This window comes from Paenibacillus sp. FSL H3-0321 (assembly GCF_038002865.1).
In the GTDB taxonomy this organism is placed as follows: Bacteria; Bacillota; Bacilli; order Paenibacillales; family Paenibacillaceae; genus Paenibacillus_AQ.
Genome location: NZ_JBBODH010000001.1, coordinates 3884592 through 3904525 on the forward strand (window position 1 = coordinate 3884592; position 19934 = coordinate 3904525).

At 50.6% G+C, this 19934-nt stretch carries 19 protein-coding genes and 1 pseudogene; 6 read left to right on the forward strand and 14 right to left on the reverse strand.

All coding sequences use genetic code 11. The features are described 5' to 3' along the window. Positions 1 to 118 precede the first annotated feature (118 nt). Both MHI45_RS17130 and MHI45_RS17135 read right to left on the reverse strand, forming a co-directional pair. Positions 119 to 955: a hypothetical protein gene (locus MHI45_RS17130; RefSeq protein ID WP_076110934.1), complete on the reverse strand. Its 837-nt coding sequence runs from the start codon at positions 953 to 955 to the stop codon at positions 119 to 121. Positions 956 to 1168: 213 nt separating this feature from the next. Further along, a complete protein-coding gene (locus MHI45_RS17135; RefSeq protein WP_076110933.1) occupies positions 1169 to 2098 on the reverse strand; it encodes an AEC family transporter in 930 nt (309 codons plus the stop codon). A 179-nt stretch (positions 2099 to 2277) separates the two neighbouring features. On the opposite strand from MHI45_RS17135, the gene MHI45_RS17140 reads away from it, so the two are divergent. Further along, positions 2278 to 2616 (forward strand): winged helix-turn-helix transcriptional regulator, encoded by a 339-nt coding sequence (locus MHI45_RS17140; RefSeq protein WP_076110932.1) that lies wholly within the window; start codon positions 2278 to 2280, stop codon positions 2614 to 2616. A 205-nt stretch (positions 2617 to 2821) separates the two neighbouring features. Then, positions 2822 to 3541, forward strand: a complete 720-nt coding sequence (locus MHI45_RS17145) for an SDR family oxidoreductase (RefSeq protein WP_076110931.1) — start codon at positions 2822 to 2824, stop codon at positions 3539 to 3541. Positions 3542 to 3688: 147 nt separating this feature from the next. On the opposite strand, the gene greA is transcribed toward MHI45_RS17145, so the two are convergent. Beyond that, a complete protein-coding gene (gene greA, locus MHI45_RS17150; protein WP_038597863.1) occupies positions 3689 to 4174 on the reverse strand; it encodes a transcription elongation factor GreA in 486 nt (161 codons plus the stop codon). Positions 4175 to 4424: 250 nt separating this feature from the next. Between greA and MHI45_RS17155 the strand changes: the two genes are divergently transcribed. Continuing rightward, positions 4425 to 5594, forward strand: coding sequence for an ATP-grasp domain-containing protein (locus MHI45_RS17155; RefSeq protein ID WP_076110930.1), 1170 nt, complete (start codon positions 4425 to 4427; stop codon positions 5592 to 5594). Between the two features lie 13 nt (positions 5595 to 5607). Then, positions 5608 to 6357 (forward strand): esterase family protein, encoded by a 750-nt coding sequence (locus MHI45_RS17160; protein WP_076110929.1) that lies wholly within the window; start codon positions 5608 to 5610, stop codon positions 6355 to 6357. Positions 6358 to 6468: 111 nt separating this feature from the next. Here MHI45_RS17160 and MHI45_RS17165 read toward each other — a convergent pair whose 3' ends face one another. The 8 genes and pseudogenes from MHI45_RS17165 to MHI45_RS17200 form a co-directional block, all read right to left on the reverse strand. Further along, positions 6469 to 6756 (reverse strand): DUF6509 family protein, encoded by a 288-nt coding sequence (locus tag MHI45_RS17165; protein WP_038597869.1) that lies wholly within the window; start codon positions 6754 to 6756, stop codon positions 6469 to 6471. Between the two features lie 123 nt (positions 6757 to 6879). Next, positions 6880 to 7977 (reverse strand): 23S rRNA (adenine(2503)-C(2))-methyltransferase RlmN, encoded by a 1098-nt coding sequence (rlmN, locus tag MHI45_RS17170; RefSeq protein WP_076110928.1) that lies wholly within the window; start codon positions 7975 to 7977, stop codon positions 6880 to 6882. 335 nt (positions 7978 to 8312) lie between these two features. Next, positions 8313 to 9614, reverse strand: coding sequence for a polysaccharide deacetylase family protein (locus MHI45_RS17175; RefSeq protein ID WP_341119233.1), 1302 nt, complete (start codon positions 9612 to 9614; stop codon positions 8313 to 8315). Positions 9615 to 9619: 5 nt separating this feature from the next. Next, complete coding sequence (locus MHI45_RS17180; protein ID WP_341119234.1) at positions 9620 to 10342, reverse strand: hypothetical protein; 723 nt, start codon at positions 10340 to 10342, stop codon at positions 9620 to 9622. 237 nt (positions 10343 to 10579) lie between these two features. Next, positions 10580 to 10936 carry a nucleotide excision repair endonuclease gene (locus tag MHI45_RS17185; protein WP_038597878.1) on the reverse strand — a complete coding sequence of 119 codons (357 nt, stop codon included), beginning with the start codon at positions 10934 to 10936 and terminating at the stop codon, positions 10580 to 10582. A 102-nt stretch (positions 10937 to 11038) separates the two neighbouring features. After that, positions 11039 to 12013: an NAD-dependent epimerase/dehydratase family protein gene (locus tag MHI45_RS17190; protein WP_340896037.1), complete on the reverse strand. Its 975-nt coding sequence runs from the start codon at positions 12011 to 12013 to the stop codon at positions 11039 to 11041. Between the two features lie 1284 nt (positions 12014 to 13297). Further along, positions 13298 to 13846, reverse strand: coding sequence for a TetR/AcrR family transcriptional regulator (locus tag MHI45_RS17195; protein ID WP_076110922.1), 549 nt, complete (start codon positions 13844 to 13846; stop codon positions 13298 to 13300). Positions 13847 to 14740: 894 nt separating this feature from the next. Next, positions 14741 to 15853, reverse strand: a pseudogene (locus tag MHI45_RS17200) (nitric oxide synthase oxygenase); the annotation flags it as partial. Positions 15854 to 16154: 301 nt separating this feature from the next. Here MHI45_RS17200 and MHI45_RS17205 point away from each other — a divergent pair. Continuing rightward, the gene (locus MHI45_RS17205; protein WP_340896030.1) at positions 16155 to 16424 is read left to right on the forward strand and encodes a SunI/YnzG family protein; all 270 of its coding nucleotides are present in this window, start codon (positions 16155 to 16157) and stop codon (positions 16422 to 16424) included. Positions 16425 to 16454: 30 nt separating this feature from the next. Further along, positions 16455 to 16766, forward strand: coding sequence for a putative quinol monooxygenase (locus tag MHI45_RS17210; protein WP_340896028.1), 312 nt, complete (start codon positions 16455 to 16457; stop codon positions 16764 to 16766). Positions 16767 to 16888: 122 nt separating this feature from the next. On the opposite strand, the gene MHI45_RS17215 is transcribed toward MHI45_RS17210, so the two are convergent. The 3 genes from MHI45_RS17215 to MHI45_RS17225 form a co-directional block, all read right to left on the reverse strand. Beyond that, complete coding sequence (locus tag MHI45_RS17215; RefSeq protein ID WP_340896027.1) at positions 16889 to 17725, reverse strand: EcsC family protein; 837 nt, start codon at positions 17723 to 17725, stop codon at positions 16889 to 16891. Between the two features lie 374 nt (positions 17726 to 18099). Beyond that, a complete protein-coding gene (locus tag MHI45_RS17220; RefSeq protein WP_340896026.1) occupies positions 18100 to 18381 on the reverse strand; it encodes a hypothetical protein in 282 nt (93 codons plus the stop codon). A 79-nt stretch (positions 18382 to 18460) separates the two neighbouring features. Further along, on the reverse strand, positions 18461 to 19873 hold the full coding sequence (locus MHI45_RS17225; RefSeq protein ID WP_340899687.1) for a hypothetical protein: 1413 nt from the start codon (positions 19871 to 19873) through the stop codon (positions 18461 to 18463). Between the last annotated feature and the right edge of the window lie 61 nt (positions 19874 to 19934).

Here is a 19934-nt window from a genome sequence, read left to right on the forward strand (position 1 = left end):
TCCTTTCATTATTCAGTCTAGAAGAACGGCTGAAAGAATTCCTGTTCGAAAGTGCTTCGTTTTGTCTGAAAAACTTGCCCCTACTTGTGATACGGTTCACCGCGATTGTGAAACATCCTTATCTTTTTTGCAAAAAGATCCACCATTGCCGGTCAAAACCGGGAATAAAAATCTCTTCGCAACCCTGAATCCCGTTCAGCCAGCGTCTGGTCAGGGGGATGATATTCTCAAACAAATCTAACGGGTAGCCCCAGTCAAGGTCTAATTGGAACATATAATGATTCATAGCGATAATGCCATCTGTTCGCAAAAAAATCAATAAAGTGTGGATCAAGGTGATAAAAGGCTGCATGGCATGAACTTCGAGTGTACCTGAGGCAACCTCCTGATGAAGAAGTTTGATCATGGCCGGCAGAGTTTCCATCCAATCTGTATGTATGGTGTCGATTCCAGCCTGTCCACACAATATCGCCTGGATGATATCATTGACCGCATGCTGAAAAACGATAAGATCCACTGACCCGGAAGACAGATGTTGTTCGAGATAAGCTGCATCGTCCTCTATGACTTTCATATGCAGGGGAAGGCCCAGCGTTTTCTGCAGCAAACTGGTGGTGAGGCTTTTATTCATATTGGCCGTTATGTATGTACTGTTCGGATGGGTTCGTGCCATGACCTGGGGAACCATATCTGCATCGCCGGAAGCCACCTCCAATAATGTCAGTTCATCTCCCAACTGCAGTGCTTCAAAAACCTCCGCCCAACGTGCTCTGAAGTAGACTTCATTTACAACGGTAAATTGGGCAATCGGACTTTCCAGCAACAGTTTAAGCTGGTGTTCAACCTCGTTTTGCGGGAGGGAGAGATATTGTTTCAGTTCTTGCTCACTCAAAAAACGTTGTGCCCGCTCATTTATTAATGGGTAGCATTTGTCTACGTCATCTAATGGAATCATTTAAGCTTCCCCTTCCTGGCTATAACTATATTTGCTACTATTATATTTATTAATGGATTTTCCAACAATCGGAATTATTAAAGATATATAGGTTAAAATAAAGTTTTTTGGGAATCCATAGTTACTCCAATTATAGAATCGGCTTTCATGTACCTTATCTAGCTAAATATATACAAATCAATGTAGCAAAGGAGCGGCAGAAGCGCAGGCTCGTTACACGCCGCCGACCACCACAATAAGCACCGGCAGCACCAGGAAAGAAGCTAGCGTTGTCCATACAATGCAGCGGGATACCAGGGAGGGAGAACTGCTGAACCGTTCGGCCAGCACGACGGAATTGACGGCGACAGGCATGGACGCCAGAATGAGCAGCACCGAAAATAAGGTGCCGGTAATATTCAGCAGGAGCAAAACGAGTGCGGCAAGCAGCGGAGCCAGCAGAAGGCGGACCGTGATCCCGGTCCAGAAGGCAAGCTGCACATTGCGCTCTGTCTGGGCCGCTTTGACCTTCACCATCTGTGCGCCCAGAATCGCAAGCACCACGGGCGAATACGCCCCGGCCACCATCGAGACCCCGGATGCCAGTTCATCCGGCATATGCAGGCCGAGCGCCCGTAGCATCAAGGCCAGAATTGCCGCATAGATGGCCGGCAGCGAAAACACGGATTTAACGGCGCTGCGCACCGAGAACTGTGATCTCGCAGCGAAATAAACGCCGATGGTATTAACGATTACCATCTGGCCAACGACATAGACCGATGCTTTATCGAGGCCAAGCTGGCCGAAGGCCAGCAGCACCAGCGGAAGCCCGTAATTGACGCTGTTCGTAAACGTGGAGACCAGTGTCAGTCCGGCGGCTTCCGCCGGAGCCAGCTTCAGTATTCGCCCGAGCACATTGGCCAGGCCCCATAAGAGAAACAGATTCAGCAAGGAGAACGACAGTGTCTTATAGACGTCGTCGAAGGAAATTTCTGCAGTAGCCAGCGTATCGAGAATGATCGCCGGACTCAAAAAGTACAAATAGAGCATTAACAGCGGTTTCGTATCTAGGTTCTTGAACCGGCCCAGCAGCGCTCCGGCGATGACCGGAATGGACAGCGGCACTATGACCTTAAATAACGTCGACAACACAGTCTCAATCACGGGCCAGGACTCCTCTGTTCTATAGTTACTCCCTACTATACCTGCTGAAGCAAGGCCCGTCTAAGATATGGAAACAATATGCTTAATAGAAACTGCCTATGGCTGCACATAACTTCCCAAAAGATAGTATTGTGATATGATTAAGAAAACTCGCTATTTACTCAGGAGGCTAGTTGAATATGAACCATTCAGAGCCTGTCATTATAACCAAGGGTACTCCCGGCGAGCCCTGTCCCATTGCCAAAACGCTCGATATTATTGGAACCAAATGGACCTTTCTCATTATCCGTGATCTGCTGATCGAAGGCACGATGCGCTTCAGCGATCTGCTGAAATCCCTGGAGGGAATCAGCCCGAAGACGCTCTCGCTGCGGCTCCGTGAGCTGGAGAACCATGGCATTCTGGAACGTACAGTATATCCGGAGGTGCCGCCGCGCGTAGAATATACCCTGACCACGAAGGGGGAACAGCTGGAAGGAATTTTTATCGAGCTTAAACGATACGGACTCACGCTCTAAAAAACTTTAATCCGGCAACCCTTCCACCACACAAAACTATACTTTTGGAAACTGTATAACAATAAGGTAACTACTTCCCAAAAGGAAGTTATAGACATATACTCTCCTCACAGAGCACAACATGCTTAGCGATGCTTCCGAAGCGAGTTTTATTGCGGCGGATGTCTGAAAGTAATGCTCCATAAACCTTTGAGGAGGAAAAGAGATGTTAACAGGACAAAAAGTAGTTATTGTCGGCGGAAGCTCGGGAATCGGTTTGGAAACGGCCAGACGGGCCGCCGCGGAAGGTGCGGAGATTGTAATTGCCAGCCGTTCCCGGCATAAGCTGGAACAGGCCAAGTCTGCCATCGGTACAGGGGCGAAAGTAACTTCACACATACTGGATGTGACAGATGAGGAGCAGATGCGGCTGTTCTTCGAGCAGACCGGGACTTTTGATCATCTGGTTGTCAGTGCGGCCGAAACAAGCGGCGGGCCTTTCCTGGCAACGCCGACAAGCACTGCCCGCTCGCTGTTCGAGAATAAATTCTGGGGCCAATATTATGCCGCCAAATATGCGGCTCCGATGCTGACCCCCAATGGCTCCATTACCCTCTTCTCGGGGGTTGTAGCGTTCAAATCCATGATCGGCTCCTCCATGCTGGGCGCAGTGAATGCTGCTGTCGCAAATCTTGGCCGAACCTTGGCCCTGGAGCTGGCCCCTCTGCGGGTGAACGTCGTCTCTCCGGGCATTATTGACACGCCTTCCCGGGCAGGGATGGCGGAGGAGTCCCGGAATTCCTTTTACAGCAGCACAGCTGCCAAGCTGCCGGTACAGCGTGTAGGCACCGCGGCGGACGTGGCTGAGGGCGTGCTTTACCTGATCCATAACGGATTCACCACAGGCACGGTACTTCATATCGACGGCGGCCATAGCCTGATCTGAAAGAGCCGCAGACCCGGAAGCTGCGTTCCGTCATTCCCCCCGGGCGGCCGTTACGCCGTAATGCCGTCATTCCGGAGATGCGCTCACCTGTCTACAACAAAAATCCTCATCCCCAGCGAAATGACAAGGGGATGAGGATTTTGTTTGTTACAGCATTTTGATTTCAAGCAGCTCATATTTTATGATGCCCATCGGGGCATTGACGCTGATGATGTCGCCCACTTTTTTGCCGATCAGCTCTTTGCCCAGCGGACTTTCATAAGAAATCTTGTTGTCGAGCACATCAGCCTCAGCCGGGCCCACCACTCTATATTCGATTTTTTCGGAGTATTCCACATCATTCAGGATCACGATGCAACCTACACTGACTGCACTCAGATCCATTTTGCTCGAATCAACGATCTGGGCTTTCGTCAGCATTTTCTCCAGGATCATAATCCGGGTTTCCATGAACGATTGATCTTCCTTGGCCGAGTGGTACTCACTGTTCTCCTTCAAGTCCCCGTAGCTGATCGCCAGCTTAAGGCGGGCTGCCAGTTCCTTGCGTTTTACTGTCTTCAGATCCCTAAGCTCTTCCTCTAACTTAGCCAATCCTTCTTTAGTCAAGAATACTTCTTCATTGGACTTAGACATGTTCTACAACTCCTATTTTTGCCTGCTTTATTGTATTTTACCCCATATTGCGTAAACATGCGAAGAAGAAAAGAAAATTACCTCCTCCTCCTTTACCCGGCACAAATGCGAAGATGCCAAAGCCGAAGAAGTGTGAATCCCTCTTAACTCTCCAAAAACATTGACGGATAGGGATGGACCTGATAAATTAAATTAAATTAATCACACAATTTAACTCGGAATTATATTCCAGCCAAAGGGGTTGATCGCCGTGAACTTTATTTTCTTTTCCCCTCATTTCCCGAGGAACAGCGCCGATTTCTGTACTCAGCTGCAGCGTCAGGGTGTGCTGGTGCTCGGGATTGGTGATGCCGAATATGCACACTTGGAGGACAAGCTGCAGCTCGCGCTGACGGAGTATTACAAAGTGAATGATCTGGAAAATTACGAGGAGATCTTGCGGGCGGTAGGCTATTTCACACATAAATACGGCAAGATTGACCGGTTCGAGTCACTGAACGAATATTGGCTGGAGCAGGATGCCGCCATCCGCAGTGACTTCAACATTTACGGCACCAAGACCGATTTCGTCTACAATCTGAAGCAGAAGTCCAAGATGAAGGAATTTTTCCGCAAAAGCGGCGTCAACACCGTGCAGTTCTCCACCGGAACCACCCGGGAGAGCGTCGATGCGTTCATCCGTGAAGCCGGCTTTCCGCTTGTTGTGAAGCCCGATCTCGGCTCCGGGGCCAGCATGACTTACAAGATCAATAACGAGGATGAGCTGCAGCAATTTTTTGACACCAAACCCGCTGAGGTCCCCTTTATTATCGAAGAGTTCATTGACGGGGTCATTCTGACCTATGACGGACTGGTCGATATCCATGGTGAAGTGCGCTTTGCCGTAAGCCATCTGTTCGAGAACAGCGTGATGGAGGTCGTCAACACCGATAACCATCTGTATTATTTCTGTCTGCGGGAGATTAGTCCGGAGGTTGAGGCGGCGGGCAGAAGCATTCTGAAGGCTTTTGACATCAAAGAGCGTTTCTTCCACATCGAGCTGTTCAAGTCGAATAAAGATGGCCGGATTATCGCTCTAGAAGTAAATATGCGTCCACCCGGCGCCTGGATGACTGATGCCATAAACTTCTCATACGACGTGGACATCTATAAGGAATGGGCCAGCATGATCGCACATAACGAGGTTGGCGGACCCTATGAAGGCAAATATTATACCGGCTATGCCAGCCGCAAGAAGCATAAGCATTACACCCACAGCCATGAAGACATCAACCGCACCTATGGCGACAAGATCGTGAATTATGCCGAGATCGAAGAGGTATTCAGCAGAGCCATGGGGAACAGCGCCTATCAATTCCGTTCCGCCGCATTAGAGGATGTCAGAGACATCGTGAACTATATTCAACAAGAAGAGGGATAGGATGTGTTAACGGATGAGGACAAGCTACCATAAGGAGTACAGCCATAACTTGCACAGGGAAATGGAGTATAAAATATACGGCCACGCCGGCAAACCGATGCTGGTCTTCCCTACGTCACTCGGCAGATTCTATCAATACGAGGATTCAGGCATGATCCAGACGCTCTCGGAATTCATTGAGGCCGGCAAGCTGCAGATTTGGGCCTGCGACAGCATTGATGAGGAGACCTTCTTCTCTGCCCACTGGAATCACGAGGACAAAGTGCAACGGCATGAGCAGTATGACAAATACATCACGCAGGAGCTGATCCCCGGCATTCTCCACCAGAGCAAATGGAACAATGGCGGCAGTGACCAGCGCATTCTCATCTCCGGCTGCTCCATGGGCGCTTACTACAGTGCCAGCTTCTTTTTCCGTTATCCGCAATATTTCGATACCTTGATCGCCCTGAGCGGCGTCTATTCCACCTATTATTTCTTTGGCGACTATATGAGCGACAACGTCTATCTCAACTCTCCGCTCCACTATTTGCCGGGACTTCAGGATGATTATTATCTGCAGCAATATCGTAACAGCAACATCATCATTTGTGTCGGCCAGGGCGATTATGAGGACGAAATGCTTCATGAAACCCGCCTGTTGCAGGAACTGCTGCAGCGCAAGAAGATCCCTGCCCGGTTTGACTATTGGGGCCACGATGTGAACCATGACTGGCCTTGGTGGAACAAACAGATTCATTATTATGTCAGCGGCTGCCTATAGTCGTTATAATGTTGCAAAAAGGGGAGCTGCCATAGCTGGAAGCCCCCCCTTTCCTATGCAGAACCCGTCTTACTGCCTCACATAACCACCCGGGTTCTCGTGCATACTTCCTTACTCCGGCAGATGTTCTGTACAGAACAAGGCCAGTGCTGCTTCCTCGTCCTCTTCCATATCGAAATCCAAAACGCGGCCTGTCGTCGTTTCCAGCAGATCGTAACTGACGATGGCGCTCTTCTCTTCCTCAACTTTGAAAATCACGCGGGCCGATACCCCGTTCTCTTCGTACAGTTCATCTTCTTCCGGCACATCCAGGTTAATCATGAACTCATATCGCTTGCCGCTTAAAATACCGAATGGGTCTCTTAAATTTTCCACGGTGTAGCTTGTAAATGTCAGCACAACGCATACCTTCTTTCCTAATCACTGCCAAGCTATTGTATCACAAAAATCCTTAGCAGGTGATGGAAGGGGTTACGTCCTGCTAACCAGGCCGTCGGCAAACCGCTGAAATGGTCTCCAGCCTTACCCGGCAACTACCCCGTTCTTATCCGCGCTGCTGTCTTTGGTCTTCTTAATCTGCTTGCTGCGCAGCTGGCCGCAGGCGGCATCAATGTCCGTGCCATGCTCCAGCCGGGTGCTGACGCTGACTCCCTGCTTCTTCAGCGTGTCAAAAAAGGCCCGTACCGACTCCCGCTCGCTCCGCTGGTACTGACTGTGTTCATCCACCGGGTTGTACGGGATCAGGTTGACGTTGGCCAGCTGACGCCGGTCGCCGATCAGTTCTGCCAGCTCCAGCGCATGCTCCTCGCGGTCATTGATGTCCTTCAGCAGAATGTACTCCAGCGTAATTCTCCGGTTCGTCTTATCCAGATAGTAATCAATCGCCGGCATTAATTTCTCTATAGGAATGGCTCGGTTGATCTTCATAATCTGTGTCCGCAGCTCATTATTCGGCGCATGTAAAGAAATCGCCAGGTTGACCTGCATATTGGCATCGGCAAATTCTCTGATCTTGTCAGCCAGACCGCTTGTGGAGACGGTAATGCCCTTGCCGGCAATCGCCAGCCCTTTGTGGTCCTTGATGATTGTCAGGAAATTCAGCAGATGTTCAAAGTTATCGAACGGCTCGCCGATCCCCATCACTACTACATGGCTGACCCTCTGTCCCAGTCCGGCCTGATCGAGATGCTGCTGCACCTTCATAATCTGCTCCACAATCTCGCCGCTGGACAGATCACGGCTCTTCGCCAGCAGTCCGCTCGCACAGAAGCTGCAGCCGATATTGCATCCGACTTGAGTGGTGACGCAGACGGACAAGCCGTATTTCTGCCGCATCAGTACCGTTTCGATCAGATTGCCGTCCTTTAGACGGAACAGGAACTTGATCGTACCGTCAGCCGATTCCTGTTTCACATGCTCATCCATCGTTTGAAATACATAATGCTCGGACAGCAGCTGCACACAATCCTTATTCAGATCGGACATCTCCGTGAAATCCGTAATCCGCTTGCGGTAAATCCAGTCCCAGACCCGGGCTGCACGGGACTTTTTGTGACCGCGCTCCGATAGCCATGACGCCAGTTGATCCAATGTTAATCCATAAATGGATTCTTTATTCATTTCATATCCTCTTTTCAAAACTTTAAAGTTCAATCTATTCTACCTTGACAGGACTCTTCCAACAACATCTACTTATTGTCTCAAATTTCGTATATTAAAACAAGGGAAATCCCTGCCTGCTGCCACGTATCCGTGAAGTTACCGATACACAGCTGGAGCAGTATGCAGCCGGCTATGCACATTATATCCAGACAGCCTTGGCGGTCATTGCCTTCGGTAATTTCCCGGAGTCTAAAACAGCGAATCTCATTAATTCTCCTAACAACATATGAAGTTAGCTATAGGGTATATAAAAAGCGTATCCATTTACGATGGATACGCTCTAACCCTGCAAATTATTTAAAGATGGCGAATTTCAAGCCTTTGCTCTTAAGATATTGGATGATTTCAGGGAGGATCTTTACGGTTATGCTTTTTTCATGCAAAAGATAGATGCCGCCCGACGGATCGGTTGCGCGGAAATAATGAAGAATCTCCTCCGGGCTGTCCGCCTTCCAATCCTCAGGGTCACGGTTCCAGAGCAGCACCTTCATATGCTGTCTGCCGACTTCAGCCGCCAGCTCTTCATTTACCGCTCCATACGGAGGACGGAAGACCGTTACCGGAGACTGGATGAGCTGTGCCAGCGCATGGTTAACTTGACTTAGATTGTTCCGGTTCTCTTCACCGCTGTTCCTGGTCATGACGCTGTGATCCCACGAATGATTGCCGACCGCCATGCCCTGCGCATCGGCATAGATTACTGCCTCAGGGTAGTGGAGCACATTCTGTCCAATAAATAAAAAATTGGCCGCAATGCCTTCCGCCTGCAGAATATCCACGATCTCCTTGGTATACTTCGAGGGGCCATCATCGAAGGAGAGCGCCACATATCCCTTGGGCAAGGCGTATTCATAGCTGTCTCCGCCAAGCTCAAGCTCCTCGTACAGCAGCTTCTGCACTTCTTTCTCATCCACTACTGGCACCGTGGCTGCCTCGGCTATACTGCTCTCAAGTGAAGTCAGCCGCACCACAGGGGTATAAGGAGCGGACAAGGTGTCATCTTGCTCGGAACTATGAGCACCAGCCTCAGACTGGGTGACTTCCACCTTCGCTTCGGCACTGTCCGAGAATAGTCCATCGTCCATACGCAGCAAGAATACGATCAGCAGAAGGCTCAACACAAGTCCCCGCAGGGCAATCGACCGGGCTCCAGCCCTGGAACTGCTGCGCTTAACCGGTTTCGGTACTGCCGCTACCGCCGGGGAGGGAATCACCGCGGCCTCTTCCTTCTCCTTCTCCTTTACCTGTTCAGCACCCACCCATTCCGGCTGCTTCAAGCGATGAAGCAAGGAGATATATTCTTCGGAGCAGGCGAAATACAGCGTTTCGCTGAAAGTCCGGTTCATTTTGATAAGTGAGCTGAAATGTGTCTGGCGGAAGGGATCCCACTTCGCGTACAGTGACAGCCGAATCCGCTGTCCTTCAAAAGGGGGGAGTGCGTTCATTTGCAGATATGTAAGCTCATCTATGTGGACCATTTGTCTGGTAAAGGCACCGCTGCGGGTTAGACCTACCTCCATGCGATAACCGTCCTGCCCGTGCTCAAGCGACAGCAACTCTATCATCAGAGCGGCGCTTTTTTCCTCAACTGGCATAAATATTATGTATCCCCATTCTCATCACTGCGCTCTGCAGGCAGGCTGCTGCCGCCAAAAGGTGCTGTCATCCGGTTGGTGAAATCACTGATCATGCTGGAGAGGTAGGCTTTCTCCTGCCGGACCGTTTCGTATTTCTGTCGAAGATGGCCATTTTCCGTCTCCAGGCGTCCGATCTTCTCTTCCAGCTCATTCATTTTCTTGAGCTTCTCCGCGTGGGCCTCATTGTGCTTCTGCACAAGGTTAACGTATTTTTGCTGCTCCAGGTCAATGGTGCTCTTGAGTTCGTCCATTTCTGCAGAAAAAGTGATATGAAGCTCGCGGTAATCCTCCAGCACCTGATCCACCTTCAGATTACGCTCTACCAGCTTCTGCTCCAGCTCCATAATGTTCTTCTCTCGGTCTTCAATCACCTTATTGAGGTTCTTGAGATCCTTATTCAACCGCTCCACATGTCCGCTGGAATGCGCAAGCCGGTCCTGAAGCTCACGGTTATTCGTCTCGGCATGCGTCCGGTCCTGAATCATCTGTTCAACCGCAAAAATTAAATCCAGTGATTTCTTGTCCAGCTGTGCTTTGCCCGTCGAAATCAGGCTGTTCTGGCTGTCACTCTTTTCATAGCTTTCCGAATCTTCAGGAGGACTTTCCGCCAATTGTACCTTTTGAACCATGCCCGGCTTCGGCGTCTTGTCCACCGCGTCTCTTTTCTTAAAAAAAGGAGCAGCCATCTATATATCACCTCATTATAAATGTCAAAAAATGTCGAGCATATACGAGTTTATTATAGATGATTTGTCCTGGATGTAAGTGAGCCTTAATATCTAACTTTCCTAAATACATCTAAAGACCCAGTTTTCTGCCCCAGAAAGGATTAACCACGCCGATAGGCCGGATTTCCGCGGTTTCCAAACTTTTCGCAAAAAAAAACGCGGCCCCATTGGACCACGCCTTTTGCACTAAATTCACTATTTATACAGGACTTTCTCCACATTGTACTTGGCTTTCAGCTTGTTCACAATGTAGGTTTCGTAAATCTCTCTGTCGACCGGATCCTCAACGAGGCATACCTCAATCTTGGTGACTTCGTCGCGATGGGGCTTCATTACGGATACGTTATCTTCAAAATGCTTTTTGATTCTGGGTCTCAGCTTTCTGGCCTTGCCTACAAACAACAGCTCGTCGTTGTCGTTATAGAACATAAAGATGCCGCCGGCTTCACGCGTAATCAGGTGGAAATCCGTAAATCCGTAAATATGGCTCAGCACAGGATTCTCCTGCTTGGTAATCGTAACATCCGGTGCCGGGATGGTAATGCTGATCATTCGTGCTCACTTCCCTCTTGTATATAGAAATAAATAGTATCACAGATCAAGTGGCCTGACTATTTCTATCTTCTGCGGCTTTGATGTATTTTATAAGCGTGTTCACAAAGATTTATCCTGCCGGGCCTTAAGCACGCGGATCGTTTCCGTAATTCCCTGTTCAAACGGTGTGGCCGGAATCGGCCCAACGGTACGTTCATATTTGCTGCCGCTTAAAATAAGGGGCTCCTTCGTTAAATAGAGCATCTCGACAATCTCCTTCATGACCGGGACGAACAGTCCCAGCAGCGACAAGGCGGCGGCACCGACGGGTATAACCGGTTTTGATGATCCGCTAGCCGCCCGGGCTATCCGGACGATCTCTTTACCCGAGATGATGCCCGCACCTGGAATGTTCCAATTCTGTCCGTACGCTTCCTCCCTGCCCGCCAGCTCCACCATCATCACTGCGGCATCCGGGAGATAAACGTATTCACGCGGAACGCTCATATTTCCGATGAACATCGCCGGTTTCCCGGTGGCAATCGCCTCCAGCGTAGAGCCCAGATACGATGCCTCATTGGCGGTAGGACCGTAATAATCGGGCAAGCGGACGATCATTCTTTTGGCCCGATTCCAGCGCGGGCTGAAGAACATCCGCTCAAATTCAAGCTTGACCTTTCCCTTTTGGGTATGCGGATTCTTCGGATAATCCTCGCTGATCGGCTGCTCATTCCGTCTTTTGCCGTATGGATAAATGCCGTCCACCGCAACAACCCGGGTCCCTAGCTTGCTTGCCGCCTCCAAGACCGCTTCCCCCATCGGCAGCAGCTTGGTGCTCATCTCGTGATAAGGCACCGAAGCACAGTGGAAAATAACATCCCCCCCCTGCGCGGCCTCCAGTACATCGCCCGCCTTAAATACGTCGCCGGTCTTCAAGCGGAGTCCTGTTGGATTCCCCAGCTTCGCTGCAAGCTGCTCCAGCTTTGGCAGGGATCGCCCAAAGGCAACCGTTTCCACCCCTCTTTTCAGCAGCTCGGCAATAATGACCATTCCTGTTCCTCCGGTTGCACCTAACACGACAGCTTTGTTTAACATTTTAATTTCCTCCTGATTAGTGGGTTTGGGTTTGGGTTTGGGCCCCTAGCTCTTGGCTCTTGGCTCTTGGCTCTTGGCTCTTGGCTCTTGGCTTTTGGCTCTTGGCTCTTGGCTTTTGGCTCTTGGCTCTTGGCTTTTAGCTTTTAGCTCTTGGCTTTTGGCTCTTGGCTTTTAGCTCTTGGCTTTTGGCTCTTGGCTCTTGGCTCTTGGCTCTTGGCTTTTGGCTTTTGGCTTTTGGCTCTTGGCTCTTGGCTCTTGGCTCTTGGCTCTTGGCTCTTGGCTCTTGGCTCTTGGCTCTTGGCTCTTGGCTCTTGGCCTTCAGCTTTGCGATTTTGGCTTTGGGTTTCGCCAGATACAATAGTGATTGATCACTAACTAAACAATTTCGCGTTTCTGACTGTCACGGACTGGAGAGACGTTATCTTGCTGATCGGAGTCTATTTGACTTCCATTCGGACCCAGATGCACTTATTGAGTGTGAAAATCAACAAATTGAGTGCGATTGTGAACAATAGCTGCACTGAGGTCCGTTCACAGCCGCAAACAGGCAATTTCTCCGAAATAAGAGCTCTGGTGTCCGGAACGAGATACGGATTAACCATCAGGAAATCGGATTGGCTTTAAGGTGATATGGATTAGCGATATAGCGAATCGGCTTTAGCAATAGGCTATGAGATCGGCGTTACGGCGATTCGGATTAGCGATAGGCTGTCAGATAGGCGTTAGGACGAAACGGATTAGCAGTAGGCTATCAAATTGGCGTTACGGCGATTCGGATTAGCGATAGGCTATGAGATCGGCGTTACGGCGATTCGGATTAGCGATAGACTATTAGATTGGCGTTAGGGCGATTCGGATTAGTAGTAGGCTATCAAATTGGCGTTACGGCGATTCGGATTAGCGATAGGCTATGAGTCGGCGTTAGGGCGATTCGGATTAGTAGTAGGCTATCAAATTGGCGTTACGGCGGCGATTCGGATTAGCGATAGGCTATGAGATCGGCGTTACGGCGATTCGGATTAGCGATAGGCTATCAAATTGGCCTTACGGCGATTGGGTACTTAACCATATGGCTATACGGCATACCGATGGACACTATTGCTTGGCGATTGACTATTTAACCAGTTGATGAGCTGCTCAAGATACCGTTGCTCCTTAGTACTTTAGTTTCTAACAGGGCACTTTTGTTATTGGCTAATCACTAACTAAAACTCATTAATATCTAAGGGACTCCGCCCTTAGATCCTGCTCACTAGCCAAACTCCCCCTAGTACTCGCTGGTGCTTACAGATGCTTTGGCTTTAATTCCGGCATTCCCAGCGCCATTGAGATATTGCAAAGCATGCCGTTGGCCATAAAGGTGCTGACCTCAACCTCCGGATGCTCCATTCCGGCAGCCACAAATTTCCCCTTAACCAGACTGGTGACTTCAAGCATTCCCTTCTGCATCGCACGGAGGATCATTTCATCACGTATGCCCAATGCCTGCACTTGCAGAAGAATCTCATTAGGATGGGTCTCCATCAATTGCTCATATACCCGGATTGTTTCCGCAAGCAGCTGATCTACAGGAGCCTCAACACTCTTAAAGGTGCGGATAATCCGCTCAAAGGCACGGTCCAGTGCGGCTACAAACAGTTCCTCCTTGTTCTTGAACAGCTTGAAAATATACGGCTGGGAGATACCCACTCTCTCCGCTACCTGTGCAGTGGTCGCCCGGTAGTAACCAAGTTCGGCAAAAACCACAACCGCCGCCTCCAAAATCTGCTCCCGCCGGTTAACGGAGGTCGCTTCATCTGTCTTAGACCGGACCGTACTGGATTGTTTGTTCATGATGGCCTTATGCCTCCTTTTCAGATGAAGTAGATAAAGTAATTCACGCCTCAACAGTTGGTTATTGATCAATCACTTTCTTGGTTAGAAGTATATACTCCACTTCTTAAATAATCAAGCCCGTATTTTAAACGCCTAGCCGACTGTTCCACCTTTACAATCACGTGGCTGTCGTCCTCAGCAGGGATGCAGGACTGGATGGAAACGTCCGTATCACTTGCAGCCAGAGTGCCGTTTAGGATATTGTCCGCAAGTCTTCTTCGAATTATTGTTACGCTTGGGATTTCCCCTGAGCATTCTGTCCGATACCACACTTGCGAATGAACGCTGAATCAGCTTATGGTGCCCCTTTCAAAATAAATGTATTTACTGCAACTATCCAGGGATACAATAAAGCTATTTTAGAGATAGATGTATTTCTTACAACTAAAATTGGCGAAAAGCAACGTTTTGCCCAAATCACGCCTAAATAATTGTACAGAATACAGCTATCTCCTATACTGCTCCAAAATGCTGATTTTTAGGTGTATGAAATGCAGTTAAAGTAACCAGGAAACTGATAGCCCGTCGGAATTATTGCTGGTGGTGAAAAGGGCAGGCCATCTCCGCCGCTGCATGTCCAGGTTCAGCAGGAGTTTCTTCGCGCTGATGCTCCGTGATGTCCAAGCCCGCCGCAGCGGCAGAACTGGTATGCCCTGCGCCATCTCGCCTACCTTCCTGCGCACCTTCTTGCATACCCTCCTGAGCACTTTCTCGCGCACCTTCCAGTGCCCCCTCATACGTACCTCCTTGGGTACCTTCTCGCGTACCTTCCAGCGCTACTCCCTGCGTGCCCTCCTGCACATCTTCCAGCATACCTTTTTGCATAACATCCGCTTCCTCCAGCCACCCTGCATAAGCAGAACTTTGGTAGACCAGGCGCGGACTGAGGTTAAGCTCTTTCAGCTTGTTGTCATTCCAGATTGGCGTAGCCGAGGGTGACATCGGCGGGATCAGCCAATGCCATTTGCCGGATACTTCCCGCCCCCGCTGCTTCTCCTGCTCCTGAAAGCGGACGAACTGATCGGCAGCGGTATGATGATCCACTATGCTTACTCCGGCCAGCTTGTAGGAATGCAATACGGCACGGTTAAGCTCCAGCAGCGCCCTATCCTTCCACAGTGACGTATTGGTCGAACGGTCCAGTCCAAGCAGATCCGCTACAGCCGGCAGCCGGTTATAGCGACCGGTATCACCAAGATTGCGGGAACCGATCTCTGTTTCCATATACCAGCCGTTAAAAGGAGCTGCTGTATACCGGATCCCGCCAATTTCCAGCTGCATGTCCGAAACGATCGGCACCGAATACCAGCGCAGTCCAAGCTCCGGGAAACGTTCGATTTCCGGATGGGTTAGCGGAACCTCCTGCACGATTCCCTTAGGAATAGGGAACAGGCACGGCTGTTCATCGCCGATACTGATTACGAGCGGCAGCACATCGAAGTCGCCGCCGGTCCCTTGCCAGCCTAGCTTCAGGCAGAGCGAGGTAAAGGGATCAGACGCTGGGTCGCCAGCGCGCGGATCTTCTGCATTCCCGGGATACCCGGCATAACGGATCAGTTGATGATTCCAGATACGGATCACTTTCGCAGGATCTTCACCGCTGCGGAACACGGTCATCACCGGACGGATACGTCCTCCGTTATTGGCCCGCTCCATGTGGGCCAGCAGCGCTTCGGCCACCTCCTCTGCAGTTTCCTTCCCGCGTGCGTCAATCACCTCGAGCGAATGCCAGAACAGACGCCCGATGCAGCGGCTGTTATGCCGCCACGCCATCCTTGCTCCATGTGTCAGCTCTTCTTCGGTATGCCTATAGGTACCGCTTTGCAGCACTTCTTCACGTATGGCCGACACCCGTTCAAGGATCTCAGGCTCGGATTTCTCCAGCTCCCCGTAGCATAACCGGATGAACGATTCGGCCTGATCTATTAAGTCTTCGCGCAAAACTCCGCAGTCATTATTCCCCATACCGTCCACTCCCTTGCTTGATCCGGTTCTGCCGGATGTTCGTGATATTTTTCTCAAAGCGGGATGAATTTGTATTCCTGTGTCCCTGAAGTTAATAGCATAATCATAGTAACTCCTGCGGGAATAAGCAAGAATCGGACAGGCTGTGGACAAGGAGACTCAGGCGATCCTTTGAATGCTTATATGCCGGAGACCAGTCAGCCCATAAAAATATAAACTGAAAAAAAACCTAATTTTGTATATTATAGTATGGAACCTTCAGTTAGCATTATGTAGATTTCAGGAGAGGGGAGCAAGCTATATGTTAGGAATTAATGTTACACAATCGGATGAAAACCTCGTGATCAAGTGGCAGCTGTCAAAGTTTGAAATACCTCTTTCAGAGATTGTGGAGGTTACACAAGACGATACTTATGGCGGTTCCGAAAAAAATGCCATTCGAATCGGCACTCCTTACGGCACAACGGACAGGGTTGTCATTAAAACACAGTCCAACATTTATATTTTATTCACCTCGGATGCAGCGGCAATTATAAAAAAGATAGAAGATATAGGTAATTTTTACAACTAGTGGTTAAAAAAGGAATCTGGAGTGATACATATGAGCAAATATGGGATGTATGCTAAATTCACTGCACAACCCGGCAAACGCGATGCTTTGGCAGAAATCTTGCTGGAAAGCGCGGCGGCGGCTGAGACTGTCGAGGAGTGTGAGCTTTACATCATCAATTTCTCGGAGACCGAACCGGATATTCTCTGGGTTACCGAGGTATGGAGCAATCCGGAGGCGCATGCAGCCTCGCTCAGCCTGGAAGCTACCAAAGCGGCTATCCAGCGCGCTATGCCGCTGATTGCCGGTGTGGAGTCCACAAAGCTCAAGCCTGTAGGCGGCAAAGGGCTGTCGTTTAATTAAACGCAGACGAACCTTTAGTGAAGAATATAAAAGGCAATAAGCGTAGCCTGCAGCGGCCGCATTCATTGCCTTTTTAGCGTTATCCCGACTCAGCTATTCAAAAAATATCTATAGCCATTGATCTATTCCATTTCAGCCAGCCTGGCGATAATTCTACGCTTGCGGTACAGCATCCGCGCGGCCTCAGCCACATCCTCCAGCGCCTTCCGGTTAAGATATGCGCCAAAAAACATCCCGGCGACGGGAACGGCCTGCAGCATCTTTTTCCAGCCCCAGTTATCGCGGTATACCGTAATAACTTCCTTCCAGCCTTGGATCTTGGAGACGGCAGCATTCGTTCCGGGGGTGATATCGCCGTTGCCTCCGGCCTGCAGATTCAGCTCCTGCAAAATTGTCCGTTTCCCCACAATATCCGAAGACGCGAACTGCATCACCTTCACCGTAAAGATCCGTTCTGCCTTGTCCGTAGGATTATAGCCATAGCATAGACCGATTTCCTGAATGACCTTCAGCGACAGGCCCAAAATAGCGGGAATATCGGCAGCAAGCGTGAAGAAACCCCCGAACCCGGTTGTAGCCCCTTGTGCCGTTGCTACATTCCGGCTGCTCTGACTCAGCTTCAGTGCGGCTTCATCCATAACAGCGAGCGGAAACGGTCCCTTCTCGCTTCCCCCGGCAGCCCGGCTGGACGACTCCAGGAGCGAGCCCACCTTACGTCCAGCCACCAGATAGTTGCCCCCGTTCTGGATATAACTGCCCAGTTCATCCAGCAGCTTGCCCAGCTTCTCGTGTATCACCTTTGGTGTGATTTTGTCCAATAGCTTGAACGGCAAGCGGGTGATCCGGTCCCAAATCATCAGCTTGTTCTGCTCTTTTTCCCATTTCACAATTATGGCAAGCGCGGCCTGCAGCTCCGCAGCCGTTTCAAAGCGCGGCAAGCCTTCAGCAATTTCCGGCATAGGGTAACCTCCTAAAAGTTTTGTGAGCGTTTCTTCACTGAGTTCACTTCGTACAAAGCTTGCTTCGAAAGCATACGCTTAGTTTTGTGAGCGTTTCTTCACTGGTTTATACATTGGGTATAGTTACGCCTTAATTTAAAATTATTCACTTTGGAAGTTCTACGGCCCAGGAGAGCTGTCGGTTTCGCATAGGACCGAGCAAGTCTGAGTGTGACAGACCGCCTCTTAACTTTATAACCGAATTTACGGCTATTGATTGCCCTCATCCTACTATTCGTTTCCCGGGTCATGCCAAACAGGCATTTCCGGAGAGTCACCGGAAATGCCTGCGGCTGCACATACTGCCTGGGAAACACCATCATTGAGCTGGGCTCCTAATCCTTAATCCGGCTCTGCTGCTCTTCCAGAGCGGCTAGCCTTTCCTTCTCATCCTTTAGTCTTTCCTCAGTTAGATCAACACCATGGCCGCCCACCGAGCCCTCCGGGGCATGCCGGACTGCATTTTCGGCATGCTCCAGGCTATTCTCGGCCTGGGCAAGAGTCTGTTCATTCGGATGGCTTAAAGCCTGCGTTGCTGAGTTATGCAGCTTGGTCACAGAATCTTGTGCCTGGTCCACCGTGCTGTTCGTCCGCAAACTGGATTCATAGTGCCTCATAAGTTGAATACTCCCCCTTCTGTCACGCTTTCCGATCCTCTTTAGCATGGATAAGGGGAGGTTTTCTTATGCACAATATCTACATCAGGAACATGGCGACAATCGTCGTCGCCGAGAGGCCCAGCAGCACCGGCTTCAGGTTCCGCCGGGCCAGCTCGAATGGGCTGACGCCGCAGATGGCGGCTGCCGGAATGAGCGCCCACGGAATCAGCGTGCCGCCGCCGACCCAGATGGCGGCCACCTGTCCAAGGGCGGTCAAGGTCGCCGCGCCGGAATGGATCGCGGCGGCAAACATCTGGGCAATCGGGCCGACCAGCGAGATGCCGGAAAAGCCGGAGCCGTCAAGGCCGGTGATCGCGCCGATCGCCGTTAATGTTACGGCTCCTACCGCGCCATTCAGCGGAACGTGATCTGCAAGGGCGACGCCAAGATCATTCACGATGCCGTGCGAGCCGCCGGGCAGCGTGTTCCCAAACAGCTCGGTGAAGGCCGAATCACCGAGATAAAAGAAGGCCGCGATGGGGATGACCGGGCCAAATACTTTAAAACCAAAGACAAATCCCTCGATCAGATAAGAGGTGATTTTCTCCAGCCCCTGGTTATGATGGGCCAGCAAAGTGATCGTAATCAGGATCAGCACGGCGGTTCCGCCAACCAGGGCCGTAGCATCTCCACCCTGCAGGTCAAGGATAAACATCGCCACTACATCGAGCAGGAACAGCAGGGGGATGGCGATAGCCAGCCCTTTTTTCAGACCGTGGCTCATCAATACCGGAGCTGTATCCTCCGCTCCTGCTGACAACGGACCTGAAGAACCTTTGACCGACACCAGCCCGTCTCTCCAGGTTCCATTTCTCTGATCTCTGCGCATCATCCAGAACGCCGTGACCGTAGTGACCAGTCCCATCACTATAACAAGCGGCAGGCTCGCCTCCATAACACTGGACACCGGAAGGCCTGCGGCATCTGCGGTCAGCTTCGGTGCCCCCTGAATTATATAATCACCGGACAAGGCAATCCCGTGGCCGAACAGATTCATCGCCATCGCTGCGCCAAGCGCGGGCAGACCCACCCGGACAGCCACCGGGAGCAGTACCGCCCCGACCAGCGCCACCGCAGGTGAAGGCCAGAAGAAAAGCGAGGTAACCATCATAATCAGCCCGATCCCCCAGTAGGCCATGGCTGGCGTGCGCAGGAACCGGGTAAGCGGAGCCACCATCGTTTCATTAATGCCTGTAACCATCAGAATCCGGCTCATGGCCACAATAATGGAGATGATCATAATTGTGCTCATCAGCTCTTTGGTCGCATAGACAAATGAATTGAAGATTCCTGACACCGAACCGCTGAGCGTACTTGTTGCAAGCAGCCCCAGGGCAAAAATTCCGGTCACACAAATCATCGTTGTATCGCGCCGCCTGATCAGCAGCGTCATAATAAACACAATAAAGACCAGATACACCCAGTGAACCGCGGATAACTGAATGCTCATCATCTTTGGCGCCCCCTTTCCTCCTCAAGCAAGATGGTGCTATATGCTATGCGGAGGATTG